This is a genomic window from Phyllobacterium bourgognense, assembly GCF_003337575.1.
Taxonomy (GTDB): domain Bacteria; phylum Pseudomonadota; class Alphaproteobacteria; order Rhizobiales; family Rhizobiaceae; genus Phyllobacterium; species Phyllobacterium bourgognense.
In genome coordinates this window covers 177,944-192,800 of sequence record NZ_QPJM01000008.1, presented here as the reverse complement: position 1 = coordinate 192,800, position 14,857 = coordinate 177,944, and the positions used below count along the sequence as shown (strand labels likewise).

Genomic DNA, 14,857 nt, shown 5'->3' with positions numbered 1-14,857 from the left:
TGCTTATCCAGATCGGGGGCAACTTACGCAGCCGCAATTCTCCGTCCTGAACTCCGGTCCTAACCCGACTTCCTGCAAAAGAGAACGGTGTGTACATCAATAGCGGAACCGCCGTAGTGAACGTCCGGCGGTGTTGAGATTATCGTTGAGTGTGTCATGCGCCAACGGTTCGACGATGAGCCAGGTTCGTTCTTTCGTGCAACCGGACATGGCAACAAGATCGTAGCCGACCCGGGAAGTCCTTGGCCGTGGCCCGCCGGAATTCCGTCCGGCCATCGGAGCAGCCCCGAAACAGGTGTCACCCTGGTTTTGACTCGTAAGCTTCCAGCATACGGTCTACATCAGATAGCTGCCGATAGAGGTCGTCCAGCATATCGTCAACGAGATTCATCTTTTCACCCGCGACGGCAAAAATCTCCTGTGAGGCACCGCGGACCTTGGAGTCCGAGACCGTCTCCAAGATCAAATCGAGCCCGTCGTAGCGATAACGGGCGTGAGCAAGCGCATCTTTGATGTCGATGACGTGCCTGCGAAATGGATCAAGCACTTCGCCTAGATCAATCTTCATCCTGGGATCTCCACTATTCGAGCGATGATTTTTGTTCTGCTTTGCCTGTACATTAATGGATACTGCTCGTGTACGATACATTGCTTGATAGGCCATGGCAGCTTACAGCCATGCGGGTAGCCATCGTCTTGGGTGCCGAACCGGACCGGACCGGATCTTCTGCCGGCACGAGACTGCGAGGGTCCGTACGGCCGAATGCAACGACGCGATGAGGCGGGTGGAATGGCCATTACTATTTCAGAACCGATCCGCCGCCTTAGTCACGCGGATGTCCGCTTTTACGCAAAGCGAACATTCCTAGATTTACAGGCTTCGGATCTGTGATTCGAAAATCGCATCATGGTCCACGCCCATACTACTGGGGGAGAACTGCAGAGATGATCGGTGCGGGCCAGAAATGGGCAATCCTGCTTGTCGTTGTTACCGTTACGGTCGCCGGAGTCCTGCATTCGTCTGAAGCAGGGCCAGTCCTGGTTTTCGCCGCGGCGGTCGTCGCCCTGGCGGGAATAGCTTATGTCATCGGCGAAGCCACCAACCAGCTGGGCAATCACCTCAGTGCGGCGGCGACAGGGATAATACAGTCTGCGCTCGGCAACCTGCCGGAACTCTTCGTCTGTGTCTTTGCTTTGCGGGCTGGGTCAGTGGAGGTTGTCCAGGCCGCGCTGATCGGCTCGATCCTGGCCACTGCGGTCCTGATACTCGGTGCTGCCATAATAGCGGGCAGTGTCCGTTACGGCGTGCTGAAGTTCGCTAGCCGCACGCCCCGCATGATCGCTGTTTTGCTCATGCTGGCAGTTTCCGCCCTGGTCCTGCCAACTGTGGCCTATGAACTTCATTTGCCGGCGGGGCAACACAAAGCGCAATTGGCCGTTGCGTGCGCGATAGTATTGCTGTTGGTCTTTGCGGTGTCGACATGGGCCATGCTGCAGGATGGACAGCGAGGTGTCCCGGCGGAAGCGCGCAAGCGTCCCCACATATGGCCGTTATGGCTCGCCGCTTCTATTCTGGGCATCGGTGCTGTTGCCACGGTGCTGGTATCAGATTGGTTCGTTCAAGCGCTGAATCCGGCGATCCTTCGTCTCGGAATTTCACCCTCCTTTGCCGGAATGGTCGTGGTGGCACTGGCAAGCAACACCGTCGGCGTCGTCGAGATCCGTCTCGCTTTGCAGGGCAAGATTGATCTGGCTGTGAGCGTGGCTCTGAATGGGGCGCTTCAGGTGGCAATAGTGCTTATTCCCGCACTGATTCTCATCAGCCATTTTTTCATCGGTGGAACCTCGTTAACGCTGGCGATTCCGCCGATTATGGCGGTGGCAGTGGGACTTTCGGTTCTCGTCGTCACCCTGGTGTGTGTGGACGGACGGGCGGATATCGTCGACGGCGTGGCGCTCGTTGGACTTTATTTTCTTATTGCCGCCATCTTCTGGTGGGGATGAGATGGCATCCTGCCGCGCCAGTCGCAAACACAAGAGGTATGACGCCGAACAAAAATGTTCGGTCGGCGCGCATCCGGGAATCGGCTGGCAGGGGTCTTGAAATGCTTGGTGCGGAAGACACCAGGTTGATCCGGGTCAATAAGGCATTTCGGACTGCGGTGCGACGGAACCAGTCGGTTGTGCCCGGCTTCTTACCAGCGCACCTTCAGGCCGACCTCGCCGCCAATCGACTCGCCTGCATCGTAGAACTGATATTCGTAGTCCAAATTGGCGTAGAGCGCAGTGCTGTCGCCAAGCTCGGTATCCAGCCCCGCATTCAGGACCACCGACGGCCCGGAGTATTCGGCATCGAACGGCACCGGCCCCGCGCCCGAGGAGAAGGTGGTCACAGGATCCCCGAGGAATTCGTAGGCGAAGCTCGCGCGCAGCCACGCGGTGACCCTCCGCGGATCGGTTTTACCCTGATCGAGCTCCCAGGTTCTGGCGAGGCGCGCGCCAAGACGGCCGACCAGGCTTTCGACGTCCGAGAAGCTCACCGTGGCGGCTCCATCGCTCGCCTCGTCGAGATCGACATGCTGATAGGTCAGCTGCGCCTGCGGCTCGACGACCCAGCCGTCGGCAACTGGAAACGGATAGCCCGCCTCGAGGGAAGCGCCGAAGCCGAAGCCGTTCGTCGAGAGCGAGTACGGACGGTCCGAGCCGGCATCGACATCGTACCAGGTGCCCTGCAGGAGTGCGTCGATGTACCAGCCTTCCTTGCCGTAGTGCGTCCAGTAGCCGCCGATGGTGGATGCATTCAGATCGTTGGAGCCCGCTGGAAGGTCGAACGCGCTGGAGTCGGCCGATCCGGTTCCGATCGCCCCATAGACGCCCGCTCGGTCGCTTTCGCGGTTCGGGCCTTCGGCATAGTAAAGATCGATTCCGCCCTGCACGGCAAAGAGATCGTAGTCGAGGTCCATCCTATGACAAGACTGCCGTCCATGTCGGCCGACGGCACGACCCCAGATATGCGACTCGCCGGACCCGCGAGCGTCCGCCCGATCGTCGCCCTTGCGTTGATGCAACGTGTTGAGAAGCATCGACCCATAGCGTAGGGTGAGCGCGGGGTCGTTCTCGTAGAGCGGCACCTCGGGCCGAAAAGGTCCGTCAACGACGCCGCCGCCACTACCTTCATCTCCGCCGTCGCCACCACCGCCACCTCCGCCTTCGCCACCACCACCACCTCCGCCGCCGTCGCCACTACCACCGTTGCCACCTCCGCCAGTGCCGCCCGGCAGTTGAGGTTCAGGTTCGCAGGGGTCGGGGAGCCCGCCTTGGCTGCGCAGGTACCAGTTCTCCGGACCGCCGCTGTCTATGCTGGAGCGGAACAGGTTGTATTCGTACGGTCCCGCGCCTGTCGAACCGCCGTCGAGGAAAAAGGCGTTTGCGTCCGTCGTTGCCCCGTTGCTGGCCTCGACCACCAGAATGCCGTTGCCCTCTGTCTGGACGGCATCGTCAGGGTCGACGGGATCGATTTGAATCTGCGTAGTGCCGCTGGCTCTGGCACCGCTCCCGCTTACCTCCAGGACATCGGAACGCTGATCGTTTGCCGCGCGACCGAACCTGGTATCGAGCGCCAGCGTGCCATCGTCTCCTGCATAATTACCCACGATGGTCAGCCGGTCAGATGCAGATCCGTCGTTGAGGTCGATCATGCCAGCGTTGCTGACATCTACAAGCGCAGACGCACTGAAGGGTTCGACGGAATATGTTCCGCTTCCCGCAAAAACCGTACTCGACTGATCTATGAAAAGGTCGCCGGTCCCTGTTCCACTGTCGCCCAATGTGAGCACGTCGGAAGGCGCGGAAAATGTGAGCGTCGAGTTCTGCGTGAGTTCGAACAGTTCCCAGCGGACATAGCGCGCGGCCTGGTCGCCAGCAGTGTTTCGCCACAACAGATGGTCATCTTGGAGCCCGCCGTCGACGACGAGGTCCCGCTTCAGGTATTCGCCGGTCAAACCGACAAATGTTGCCGAATCTGGCTGTGTGCCTGCGTCGATTCCGTTGACGAAGCCTCCACTCCAGACAATCGTGTCCGGATTGGCACCTCCCAAGAGGCGGCCGGCAATGGTGCTGCCGGTAAGATTGAACGTGTCCCCCGTCTGGCCACCATCGACATCGCCCCCGACAGACCCGCCGCTAAGATTGAATGTGTCGGGCCCGTTGTTTCCCAAAAGACTGCCGGTAATGGCGCTGCCAGCAAGATTGAACGTGTCCGCTCCGTTCCCGGCATCGATCGAGCCCTCGACCTTGCCGCCATCTAGGTTGAACGTGTCCGGTGAGTTTCCTGATGAGGTGATGTCGCCGACCAGCGTCCCGCCCTCCAGGTTCAACGCATCCTTACCGCTGCCGAGTCCTAGAGATGACGACGGAGTTGTATGGTCGCCACTGCAGGTGATTGTCGATCCGTTGGAAACACATTGCGCCTGGGCCGGTCGGATCGCAAAAGCCGACAGTACCAGGAGAACAACAAGCGATGATCCGCTGAGGAGCCCGGCGTTCATGCGACGTTCCGCTCTGGTGCGGCAGTTCGGATAGGCTGACCCGCGAGCAAAAACAATCCGGGATAAATTGGTAGTGGCTGTTTCCGCATTCCTGCGGACCCGCCGAGTGCAGCTGTCGGTACTATGCGGTCATTGGAACGCATAAGCAGCCTCTCCTTCAGGTAACACCCGATGGCGATCCCGCTTCCTCAAACAGGATCAAGGCCACACTTTTGCCATGAATCGCCCTGCAGGCAAGCGCGACGCGCGACGCCGCTCGGATTTGCGTCACCGTGTTGCCAAAATACGACAGCGGCCCAGCCCCGGCCGATGTTGAAAGCTCGACCATACGCGCGCCAGGAGCAGATAGCCTTTCTACCGATGCGGCGCATCCGCAGCGTTGATTCACTGCTCACGTATCGGATCGGACCGGGCTCCAGTGTTTCGTTCATCCCTTGCGAGGGTTCGGCATGTGGATCGGCGTGCCTTCGAATATGGAGATCGGCTAACACGGCGGTCACTGCAACCTGATGTTGCGCTTCTCGTCCGCTCCATTAACCTGCCAAGGTGGTCCAAAATACCGGGGCGGTTCAAGACGAACTGCGCATCAACATTAAGCTCGGATCACCCCATAGAGCAGGCCAAAGGGGCATCGTCGGCACGGATGCTAGGCCGGAGCGCTGCATCAATGGTTTAGACATACGCAGCAGTTCGTTAGTTGGGAGTGGCAAATGCGTTCTCGTTCGATCTTTGCGAACTTATCTTTCGCGGTGACTGTAGGAATCGCGACTTATCTGACAGTGAGTCGGTTTGATGCAGATACGCCCCACAGAGCCGGAAAAGGTGGTGCGCCACGATCCGGCCCGCCGTCAGAAACTTATAAGTTAAATGGAATTTCGCTCGCGAGATGGCTGTCGATATTGAGTCAAACGTTTTCAGGCATTCGGAACGACCGCATCTTGTCAGTCGCCGCTGGCGTGACATTCTATGGTTTGCTTGCACTATTTCCTACCATCGCGGCAGTCCTGTCCGTCTATGGGTTGATTGCAGACTCCCAACATTTGACCGAGCTATTAGCGGGGGTCGAGGGGGCTTTGCCGACTGCCGGGGTTGAATTCTTACGCAATAGGATTGAGCGTATCGACAATGACCAAGAGGCCGCGTTTAGCATTGCGCTTGTCATTTCCGTCGTGTTGTCCCTTTGGAGCGCAAATAGAGGCATGAAGGCGCTGTTTGAAGGGTTGAACGTCGCATACGGCGAAATTGAGAAGCGAACTTTCGTTCAATTGAATATTACTTCTATTTATTTCACGATGGGATTGGTATTTTTTCTGGTGATCGCGATATTTACCGTCGGAGCAGTTCCGATTTTGTCTAACTTGGACAATCTCGATACGGCGGTTTTTGTCTTAATCTGGATTGGGCGTTGGCCTGTTGTATTTGTAATACTGTTGATAGGCTTAGAGCTTGTTTATAGATTTGGACCGAGCCGAACGGGCTATCGCTGGGGGTGGATTAGCCCAGGTTCGATTCTCGCCAGTCTAGTTTGGCTGATGGGATCATTTCTATTTTCAGTTTTCCTGGCAAATTTCCAAAACTATAACATGGCATTTGGCACGCTTGCCGCCGTCGACTTCCTTCTTTTTTGGATGTGGCTCTCCTCAATCAGCATCCTGATTGGAGCAGAGTTCAATGGTATAGGCGAGCGGAACTTCAATGAATGATTTTCGTCGCAGCGATGCCAACTTGACCGAGCCTTGACGGGCGCAGGTCGGACGCCGACATCGTCGTTGCGATGAGCCGCGAGGAGCGCCTTGTCGAGCTTGGCGATCCGCATTCCATCTGTGTCCGGCGACGCGAACGGCCTGCGGAGCGGCCGCAAGGCATATCAGCAGCTCGCGCGCACTGTGCGGCATAATCAGATTCTGGTTTAAGGCAACGCCACCGCTGAGGCGTACAAAGGTCTGGCGAGCGCCAATGGTGGATGCTATAATCTTCTTCTGCAACACAGCCGGATGAAACCCCAGATCGCTCAACCAAAGCGGATACAAGCAATTTTCCGAAGCCTACCGACATCATACCGCAGTGTCGGGAACAGGGAGTGACGGACAATGGATAGCTGTCGTGCCGGATCAACGGTTTTCACAGCCGTATGCAGCGCATTCACGCGTATAATAGCCTTCGGCCTTGCTGCTTTTCTGACGGCTTCGCTCCCCGCCGCAGCTCAACCGGGTGATCTTTCCGATCTTGCGGCGCGAGTTATCGATGCGGTCGTCAACATCTCGACGACCAGACGCGCCAATGAAAATCCAAATCCGGATGCTCAAGGTCAGCGTCCAGCGGCACCCGACACAGAAGAGCCGCCGCGCGCGCAACGTTCCCTTGGTTCGGGCTTTGTGATCGACGCCTCAGGAATCATTGTCACTAACGAGCACGTGATCAGGAACGCTGAGGAGATTGACGTCATCCTCAGTGATGGAACGAGCTTGCGTGCCGAATTGCTCGGGGAGGATAGCTACATAGACGTCGCTGTCTTGCGGGTCAGGCCGAGCACGCCGTTGCAGGTGGTGAAGTTCGCAGATTCCAACCAAATTCGCGTGGGGCAGCCGGTTATGGCGATCGGCAATCCGTCGGGCCTCGGCGGTACCGTGACTGCCGGGATAGTGTCCGCCAAGAATCGTGACATCCGAACGAGTCCTTTTGACAACTTCATTCAGACCGATGCAGCGATCAACCGAGGCAACTCCGGTGGACCATTGTTCGACATGGCCGGCGATGTGATCGGGATCAACACGCTGGGCCTTACCCCTTCGGGCGGCAGTATCGGTCTGAATTTCGCGGTACCGGCCAACACGGCGCAGCCGATAATCGCGCAACTTCGTGAGTTTGGAGAAACCCGGCGCGGCTGGCTCGGTGTGTCTCTCCAGGAACTGTCCAACGAAATCGCGGAGGCGTTGAGGATTGAACCTCCCCGCGGAGTCGTGATTTCTGGCGTCGATCCGCGCGGCCCGGCCGGTCCCGCGGGCATGCGCTCGGGCGACGTGATCGTCAATCTCAACGGTCAAGAAATACGCGATCCGCGGCAATTGCAGCGTATTGTCGCTGAAGCGCCCGTTGGCAAGGATGTGCCTGTAACCGTGGTGCGCGATGGTCGCAGCACCGAGCTGACGGTTACATTGGCACGCAGGGAGGTCCCGGCCGCAGGGACTTCTGTTGTATCTGCCCTCGGCATGAAGATTTCCGGCGTTACGCGTGCACAGCAAAGAGAGCTTGGACTGCGGGACGATGTCAGAGGAGTCGTCGTGGTCGCGCTGGACCCGGGGTCTCCGGCGGCCGGGCAGGGGATCCGACCCGGAACTGTCATTACGGAAGTACAAAATGAGGCGGTGGACTCTCCGGGAGCCTTTATACGGCGGATAGAGACGTTGAAGGCCGAGGGCCGCCGTTCCGCCGTGATTCTCGTACTTGCGGCCAATGGGCAGACGCGCCTCATTGCATTGAACTTAACCTGAACCGCGTGAGGCTGTTTTCCGGTCGATTTCCGGCGATAAGGAAGTCCTGCCCGAATTGGTCACTGGGACGGAATGCGTTGTGCCGCCGCAGTGAAGAATCCATCAGCGAAGACTCCGGACCATGGCGTTTCGTTTGGTGAAGCCGTGCGGGTTTGGGCGCGGGTTGCCGCCTTGAGTTTCGGCGGTCCGGCTGGCCAGATTGCCGTGATGCACCGGATTGTCGTCGAAGAGAAACGCTGGATCGGTGAAACGCGCTTCCTGCATGCACTCAACTACTGCACGCTGTTGCCGGGACCGGAGGCCCAGCAACTGGCCATTTATATTGGCTGGCTGTTGCAGTGTACCGCTCCCGACAAGCAATGTCGGCTTAGCGTAATCGGTGGTCATTCTACCATAGGTAATCATTGTCCAACTGAACCATCGGTCAGAAATGATCCGCCATGCGCGTCGGCGATGGCGCGTTTTAGATCATCGATGGCATTGGCGGAGGGCAGTGTTTCGCCTTCAAGTTCCGGTGGCACTTTCCAGCCGGGATCGATCCCTTGCATGTTGGGAAGTTCGTGGGCGATTCCCTTGTGGCAGTCGATGCAGGTAGCCGAGCCGGACAGAAGGTAGCGTGTATGGATTTCCGCCGCGCGCGGCGTCTGCTTGGAAAGGTCCATTGCCACGGACGAATGGCAGTTGCGGCATTCCAGACTGTCGTTGGCCTTCATCCGCGCCCATTCGTTCTGCGCCAGTGCGAGCCTGTGATCAAGGAATTTCCTGCGGGTGTCGATTGTGCCAAAAATCTTGCCCCATACCTCCTTGGACGCCTGCATTTTGCGGGCAATCTTGGCCGTCCATTCGTGCGGCACGTGACAATCGGGACAGGTCGCCCGCACACCGGAGCGGTTCGAGAAATGGATGGTGCGCGTCAATTCCTCGTAAGCATTGTCCCGCATCTCGTGGCAGGACGTGCAGAACTTCTCCGTGTTCGTCAGCTCAAGCGCGGTATTGAACGCGCCCCAGAACATCACCCCGCCGACGAAGCCGCCAAGCGTCAAGAATGCAAGACTGAGCGTTGCCGCGGGAGTGGTGAGCATTTTCCAGCCCCATGCCAGCCTCTTCTTGACCCACGCGATCATGTGCTATTCGCTCCCGGCGGGCTTAAAGCCCAGTTCGCTCATGTCCTTGAATTTGTTGTCGACGAGGGGGCGCACATCAGCTTGCGGCACATGACACGCGGTGCAGAAGTAGCGCCGCGGCGACACGTCGGCCAGCATCTGGCCTTCACGGGTCATGTAGTGGGTGACACTGATCATCGGAGCGCCCGACCCTTGGGTAAACTCGCGCTTATGGCACGACAGGCAACGGTTGGCGTTCACGGACAGCTGATAGCCTTCGATCGAATGCGGGATGACAGGTGGTTGATCCGGGTAGGCGCGCATCCTGCGGATGTCGTCGACTATCCATTTCGGTATCGGCGCAGCCGGGATTTCCTCCATGGCCTCATCCGGCCCGGACAGCGCAGGCACCATCTGCGCAATTGCCGCGGGTCCCACGAACAATACGAAGGTAAAAATAGCCAAAACCCAAGCTGGTCGGCGGGCTATGCGACCGAAACAATCTTGACCGCGCATTTCTTGAAATCCGTCTGTTTGGAGATGGGATCCGTGGCATCAAGGGTGACTTTGTTGATAAGCTGGCTGGCATCGAACCACGGCACGAAGATCACGCCCTTGGGCATGCGGTTGCGGCCGCGGGTGTCGATGCGGGAACGTATTTCCCCGCGCCTGGAGATGATCCGCACTTCGGCCCCCTGGTTAATGCCGCGCTTCCGTGCGTCGTCCGCGTTCATGAAACATCGAGCCCCCGGAAAGGCCCTGTAGAGCTCGGGAACCCGCATGGTCATCGAACCGGAGTGCCAGTGTTCAAGGACGCGTCCCGTGACAAGCCAGATATCGAACTCGTCGTCGGGAGATTCAGCCGGAGGTTCATAGGGAACGGCGAGAATGACAGCCTTACCGTCTGGCCGGCCATAGAATTTGACGCCTTCGCCTTGCTTGACGTAAGGATCATAGCCCTCGCGAAACCGCCATCTCGTCTCTTGGCCGTTGACCACAGGCCAGCGCAATCCGCGCTCTTCGTGATAGCGATCGTAAGGTGCAAGGTCGTGTCCATGCCCTCGACCGAAAGTGGCATACTCCTCAAACAATCCCTTTTGGATGTAGAAACCGAACGCTTTCGCTTCGTTGTTGCTATACTCGGCGTTGAGCTCACTTGTTGGGAAGCGGTCGACGACTCCGTTGCTGAACAACACCTCGTACAGCGTCTTGCCGCGATAGTCCGGACTGGCAGCGAGGATCTCCGCAGGCCAGACTTCGTCCGTCGTGAAACGTTTGGAGAATTCGGCCATTTGCCACAGGTCCGAGCGTGCATCCCCGGGTGCCTGCACAAGTTGATGCCAGACATGAGTGCGCCGCTCGGCATTGCCGTATGCCCCTTCCTTTTCCACCCACATGGCAGCGGGCAGGATTAGGTCAGCGCTCATCGCCGTGATGGTTGGATAGGCATCGGAAACCACGATGAAATTATCAGGATTGCGGTAGCCTTGATAGGTTTCATTGCTGGTGTTGGGCGCAGCCTGCACATTGTTGTTGACCTGGACCCAATAGAAATTGAGCTTGCCGTCCTTCAGCATCCGGTCCTGCTCGACAGCGTGATAGCCGGGCTTCTCCGGAATAATGCCGTGCGGAACATGCCAGATCTCCTCGGCGTGCTTGCGGTGCTCCGGATTGGTGACCACCATGTCCGCGGGCAAGCGGTGGGCGAAAGTGCCCACTTCGCGTGCCGTACCGCAGGCCGACGGCTGGCCAGTCAATGAGAATGGGCTGTTACCGGGTTCCGAGATTTTGCCAGTCAACAGATGGATATTATAGACCATCTGGTTCGCCCAGACGCCGCGCACGTGCTGGTTGAATCCCATCGTCCAGAGCGACATGACCTTACGACCGGGATCAGCATAGAGTTCGGCAAGCTCTTCGAGGAAACCGGAATCGACCCCGGAAAGTTCGGATACCTTTTTAAGCGTGTATTCCGACACAAGCGTCTTGAACGCCTCAAAGTCTATGGGCTCCATTTTCCCTGGGTCGGAGGCATTTTTGGCTTTGACCTCCAGTGGGTGGTCCGCGCGCAAACCGTAGCCAATATCGGTTGCCCCGCGCATGAACGTCGTGTGCTTCTTGACGAACTCTTCGTTGACCCGCCCGGTCTGGATGATGTGATTGGCGATGTAGTTGAGGATCGCGAGATCGGTTCCCGGCGTGAAGATGATCGGCACGTCAGCAAGGTCCATGCTGCGGTGGGTAAAGGTCGAAAGCACCGCGACCTTGACGTGTTGATGGCCAAGACGGCGGTCGGCGATCCGCGTCCAGAGGATCGGATGCATCTCCGCCATGTTCGAACCCCACAGCACAAACGCGTCGGCATGTTCGAAATCGTCGTAGCAGCCCATGGGCTCGTCCATGCCGAACGTGCGCATGAAGGCATACGCCGCGGAAGCCATGCAGTGCCGTGCATTCGGGTCGAGATTGTTCGAGCGGAACCCGGCACGCATGAGCTTGGTCGCAGCATAGCCTTCGAAAATCGTCCATTGTCCGGAGCCAAACATTCCGACAGCTGTTGGGCCCTTTTCCTTCAATACCCTCTTGCACTGCTCGGCCATCACGTCGAACGCCTCGTCCCAGCTCACGGGTTCGAACTCACCATCCTTGCTGTAACTGCCATTTTTCTTACGCAAAAGCGGCGTTGTCAGACGATCAGCGCCATACATGATTTTTGAGAGGAAGTAGCCCTTGATGCAGTTCAGACCGCGATTGACCTCGGCCTGCGTATCGCCATGGGTTGCAACCACCTGGCCTTCCTTGACACCGACCATCACGCCACACCCCGTTCCGCAGAAGCGGCAGGGTGCCTTCGACCATTTGATTTCAAGTGCGCTCACGCCGCCGGGTACTGGTTGCGCGAAGGCAGGTATGGTGATGCCGGCTGTGGCCGCCGCGACCGCAGCCGCATGCGCCCTGAGAACATCACGCCGCGTCAGTTCGGTCATTGCTTCTGGTCTCCTCCGTTTCGACATGCTCGAAAACCATGTTCGCCGCGATCACCCCGTCAAGGGTGGAGATCTGCGAAAGGCGGTTTCCCAGAATGCCCGTGCTCGTGCCCTCGATAACGACGACGATCTTGTTGCCCTGATGCGCATGGACCTCGACATTCGCCATTTCATCAAGTTGTGCGAGTACGGCTTCCTGCATTGCGGGCAGCGCCATGATGACGGCGCTCGAAATGTGATAGGTGTCCGCCCTGTCACGCATACGCTGCCCTCTGCGCCAGATCCCGAACCTTGATGGCGGTGACAGGACAGACGCTGATGCACGCGCCGCAACCGTTACAGGCCCCTTCGTCGAGAACAGGTAGGAAAGGTCCGCCAGCTTGAGGGCGGAAACGGATCGCCTGCTCGGGACAGACGTCGCGGCATGACTGACACTCGACCCGGTTTTGGGCCAGACAGCTGTCAGTGATCAGGGCCACGTGCGGGAAACGATGCGCTGATCTGCGATGGAAGACCTGCTCTGGACATGCCTTCGCGCATTCTCCGCAGAAGGTGCATTCGCCAACCGAAAAATTAACTGTCGGCAGATCGTCGACAAAGCTGATGATATGAGTGGGACATACTTCCAGACAGCTGCCACAGCCGCTGCAGGCCAGCAGACCATCGTCAGTTGCACCGGGCGGAAGGATGCGCCGAAATTCGGGTGCCCGTCGCCCGCCAAAGAAAGCCCGTCTTGAAATGGTCGTCGCCATTATCTTGCGTCTCAATGAGAGGGAGGGCCCGGCGGCCCGAATATGATCTGCAGCATCCAGACGAGGAAGCCATAGCCGCCGACCACGCCTACGGCAACAAGCGGCCAAATGCCGAATGCAAGCACCAGAAACGTGATGATTTCCACCCGCCGCTGCGATCGACGCGTCTCTTTCGGCATCGGCAAACCGGACGACTTAGACATCAACGCTTCCTTCCCGAAACGCCAAGCCTCTCGATTTTACCTAAAGTCAGGACATCTAAGCTCAGGATCGGTAGATGTCCTGTCGGGGGGCTTAGTTAATGTCGATAGTGCAGTGCGAGACAGAATAAGGAAGTACGTTACAGTAACGGTCGCGTAAATGTGGTCCTGCGCGGCTAAGTCGCGACAGGTCCTCCCCACGACACTGCCCGATATCGGTGATTGAACCGCATGTCGGCTTTGGGCCGATATCGTTGAAAAACTCGGCCAGGTAGCTGTTCATCGGACTGTTGCAGCATCCTTCCGGTAGGGATGATGGGCTATCTGCCCCGCACTTTCGCGTAGGGTATCCTTTCTGCCCGCTTTTATGCGGCAATGACGCCGTGTGGTGGCCTTTGTGGTCTGAGTTTCGCCAGTCTTCTGAGGTTCTGGGCGGTTGCTGCAAGCAGGAATTCGTCTCGCGCACCACATGGATCTCGCAGCCTCAAACGCGCCATCCGGAGAATGCGTTTGAGGTGAGCGAAGAGCATCTCGACCTTCTTGCGGCGATGCCGGGAACGCTCGTAAGCGGGTGTGGCGGCAATAGCTCTGGCGACATCGCGGACGCGGCACCTTGCGAGCAGGTGCATTCGGGCAGCAGCGCTGTTTGAATTCGCAGGCGTCGCAGTTCTTTTTGCTGGCGCGATAGAGCCGCGTCCCTTCACTCGTTATCCCCGATCTGGGCGATGCATAGGTTCGGTGAAACTGCTCGAGCTCTTCGCCTGCCGGGCAGATGTAGCGATCATTCTCGCCATCCCAGGTGAAGTCCGAACGCGAGAAGGTCCCGTCGGTCCTGTTGGATTTATCAAACACCGGAATGTGCGGCGCGATGTCCTTTTCCTTGACTAGCCAGGCAAGATTGTCAGCAGAACTGTAAGCGCTGTCGGCTGCCAGATAGCCTGGCTTCAAGCTGAAGCGGTTCTCGGTTCTGTCGATCATCGTGCGGGATGCTCCGACCTCCGCCTGACGGATCGCTCGCGTAGCCTCGACGTCAAGGATGACACCGTGATCAGTATCGATCAGATAATTGGTGGCGTAGGCGAAGAAGGCATGCCCCTCATGAGCACCTGTCCACTGAGCTGCCGGGTCGGATTGCGGCGTCACCGGCGAGGCAGCGCCAAAAGCCGCGTCATCCAGAACCGCCAGATATTCCTGAACCGAGCGACCAGCATCGTCTTCGGCTTTCCATTCAGTGCCGGGCACCGAACGCTGCTTATTGGCGTCCGCCGCGATCAGGCTGGCATCAACCGCAAAGCCTTCTGCTCCCACCAGCCCTTGGGCAAGGCACCGTTCCACCACAGTCTCAAACATGTGCCGGAGGATATCACTTTGCCGGAACCGGCCATGACGGTTCTTCGAAAAGCTGGAATGATCCGGTACCTTTCCGTCCAGGCCAAGGCGGCAAAACCACCGATATGCGAGATTGAGATGGACGTCCTCGCAAAGTCGCCGTTCCGACCGGATACCCATGCTGTAGCCGATAATCAGCATTCGCATCATCAGCTCAGGATCAACCGAGGGCCGCCCAGTGTTGCTATAAAAAGGCTTCAACTGTGCTCGAACGCTATCGAGATCGAGGTGACGATCGATCCCGCGCAGCAGATGGTCCGCAGGGACATAATCATCGAGGCAGAAGTCGTAGAAGAGCTGCGCCGAAACCGCCTGACATCCCATCATTCGCCTGATCCCCTGCAAATCACTCAGAGGATTGAATCACGCGTCCCAAGCATCGGCAATG

12 protein-coding genes and 2 pseudogenes are annotated in these 14,857 nt (G+C 58.1%); 4 read left to right on the top strand and 10 right to left on the bottom strand.

Going from position 1 to position 14,857, the window contains the following annotated elements; all coding sequences use genetic code 11:
* Window positions 1-96 precede the first annotated feature (96 nt).
* Together C7476_RS15640 and C7476_RS15635 are read right to left on the bottom strand one after the other, a co-directional pair.
* A complete protein-coding gene (locus tag C7476_RS15640; protein WP_114430832.1) occupies window positions 97-276 on the bottom strand; it encodes a hypothetical protein in 180 nt (59 codons plus the stop codon).
* 22 nt (window positions 277-298) lie between these two features.
* Window positions 299-568 carry a hypothetical protein gene (locus C7476_RS15635; protein WP_114430831.1) on the bottom strand — a complete coding sequence of 90 codons (270 nt, stop codon included), beginning with the start codon at window positions 566-568 and terminating at the stop codon, window positions 299-301.
* A gap of 377 nt (window positions 569-945) precedes the next feature.
* Here C7476_RS15635 and C7476_RS15630 point away from each other — a divergent pair, with 377 nt between their 5' ends.
* The gene (locus C7476_RS15630; RefSeq protein ID WP_114430830.1) at window positions 946-2,004 is read left to right on the top strand and encodes a calcium:cation antiporter; all 1,059 of its coding nucleotides are present in this window, start codon (window positions 946-948) and stop codon (window positions 2,002-2,004) included.
* A 191-nt stretch (window positions 2,005-2,195) separates the two neighbouring features.
* Here C7476_RS15630 and C7476_RS15625 read toward each other — a convergent pair whose 3' ends face one another.
* Window positions 2,196-4,547 (bottom strand): autotransporter family protein, encoded by a 2,352-nt coding sequence (locus C7476_RS15625; protein WP_114430829.1) that lies wholly within the window; start codon window positions 4,545-4,547, stop codon window positions 2,196-2,198.
* 710 nt (window positions 4,548-5,257) lie between these two features.
* On the opposite strand from C7476_RS15625, the gene C7476_RS15620 reads away from it, so the two are divergent.
* The 3 genes and pseudogenes from C7476_RS15620 to C7476_RS15610 all read left to right on the top strand — a co-directional run.
* Entirely contained in the window at window positions 5,258-6,250 is a 993-nt protein-coding gene (locus C7476_RS15620; RefSeq protein ID WP_114430828.1) for a YihY/virulence factor BrkB family protein, read from the top strand.
* 387 nt (window positions 6,251-6,637) lie between these two features.
* Window positions 6,638-8,038, top strand: coding sequence for a Do family serine endopeptidase (locus tag C7476_RS15615; protein WP_114430827.1), 1,401 nt, complete (start codon window positions 6,638-6,640; stop codon window positions 8,036-8,038).
* A 72-nt stretch (window positions 8,039-8,110) separates the two neighbouring features.
* Window positions 8,111-8,383, top strand: a pseudogene (locus tag C7476_RS15610) (chromate transporter); the annotation flags it as partial.
* 56 nt (window positions 8,384-8,439) lie between these two features.
* Here C7476_RS15610 and C7476_RS15605 read toward each other — a convergent pair.
* The 7 genes and pseudogenes from C7476_RS15605 to C7476_RS15575 all read right to left on the bottom strand — a co-directional run bounded on the left by C7476_RS15605 (window position 8,440) and on the right by C7476_RS15575 (window position 14,796).
* Window positions 8,440-9,162 (bottom strand): cytochrome c3 family protein, encoded by a 723-nt coding sequence (locus C7476_RS15605; RefSeq protein ID WP_181872456.1) that lies wholly within the window; start codon window positions 9,160-9,162, stop codon window positions 8,440-8,442.
* 3 nt (window positions 9,163-9,165) lie between these two features.
* On the bottom strand, window positions 9,166-9,657 hold the full coding sequence (locus tag C7476_RS15600) for a nitrate reductase cytochrome c-type subunit (RefSeq protein WP_114430826.1): 492 nt from the start codon (window positions 9,655-9,657) through the stop codon (window positions 9,166-9,168).
* A complete protein-coding gene (gene napA, locus C7476_RS15595; RefSeq protein ID WP_114430825.1) occupies window positions 9,627-12,128 on the bottom strand; it encodes a periplasmic nitrate reductase subunit alpha in 2,502 nt (833 codons plus the stop codon). Before napA ends, C7476_RS15600 begins: the two co-directional genes overlap by 31 nt.
* Window positions 12,106-12,390: a chaperone NapD gene (locus C7476_RS15590; protein WP_114430824.1), complete on the bottom strand. Its 285-nt coding sequence runs from the start codon at window positions 12,388-12,390 to the stop codon at window positions 12,106-12,108. Before C7476_RS15590 ends, napA begins: the two co-directional genes overlap by 23 nt.
* Window positions 12,383-12,880: a ferredoxin-type protein NapF gene (gene napF / locus C7476_RS15585; protein WP_114430823.1), complete on the bottom strand. Its 498-nt coding sequence runs from the start codon at window positions 12,878-12,880 to the stop codon at window positions 12,383-12,385. The genes C7476_RS15590 and napF overlap by 8 nt, the downstream gene beginning before the upstream one ends.
* An 11-nt stretch (window positions 12,881-12,891) precedes the next feature.
* Window positions 12,892-13,059, bottom strand: a complete 168-nt coding sequence (napE, locus tag C7476_RS15580; protein ID WP_114430869.1) for a periplasmic nitrate reductase, NapE protein — start codon at window positions 13,057-13,059, stop codon at window positions 12,892-12,894.
* Between the two features lie 386 nt (window positions 13,060-13,445).
* Window positions 13,446-14,796: pseudogene (locus tag C7476_RS15575) on the bottom strand (transposase).
* Between the last annotated feature and the right edge of the window lie 61 nt (window positions 14,797-14,857).

Coding starts and splice junctions, on each gene's coding strand:
- C7476_RS15600 (WP_114430826.1), bottom strand. CDS start 9,657: ATGCGCGGTCAAGATTGTTTCGGTCGCATAGCCCGCCGACCAGCTTGG.
- C7476_RS15640 (WP_114430832.1), bottom strand. CDS start 276: ATGGCCGGACGGAATTCCGGCGGGCCACGGCCAAGGACTTCCCGGGTC.
- C7476_RS15590 (WP_114430824.1), bottom strand. CDS start 12,390: ATGCGTGACAGGGCGGACACCTATCACATTTCGAGCGCCGTCATCATG.
- C7476_RS15615 (WP_114430827.1), top strand. CDS start 6,638: ATGGATAGCTGTCGTGCCGGATCAACGGTTTTCACAGCCGTATGCAGC.
- napF (WP_114430823.1), bottom strand. CDS start 12,880: ATGGCGACGACCATTTCAAGACGGGCTTTCTTTGGCGGGCGACGGGCA.
- C7476_RS15605 (WP_181872456.1), bottom strand. CDS start 9,162: ATGATCGCGTGGGTCAAGAAGAGGCTGGCATGGGGCTGGAAAATGCTC.
- C7476_RS15635 (WP_114430831.1), bottom strand. CDS start 568: ATGAAGATTGATCTAGGCGAAGTGCTTGATCCATTTCGCAGGCACGTC.
- napA (WP_114430825.1), bottom strand. CDS start 12,128: ATGACCGAACTGACGCGGCGTGATGTTCTCAGGGCGCATGCGGCTGCG.
- napE (WP_114430869.1), bottom strand. CDS start 13,059: ATGCCGAAAGAGACGCGTCGATCGCAGCGGCGGGTGGAAATCATCACG.
- C7476_RS15625 (WP_114430829.1), bottom strand. CDS start 4,547: ATGAACGCCGGGCTCCTCAGCGGATCATCGCTTGTTGTTCTCCTGGTA.
- C7476_RS15630 (WP_114430830.1), top strand. CDS start 946: ATGATCGGTGCGGGCCAGAAATGGGCAATCCTGCTTGTCGTTGTTACC.
- C7476_RS15620 (WP_114430828.1), top strand. CDS start 5,258: ATGCGTTCTCGTTCGATCTTTGCGAACTTATCTTTCGCGGTGACTGTA.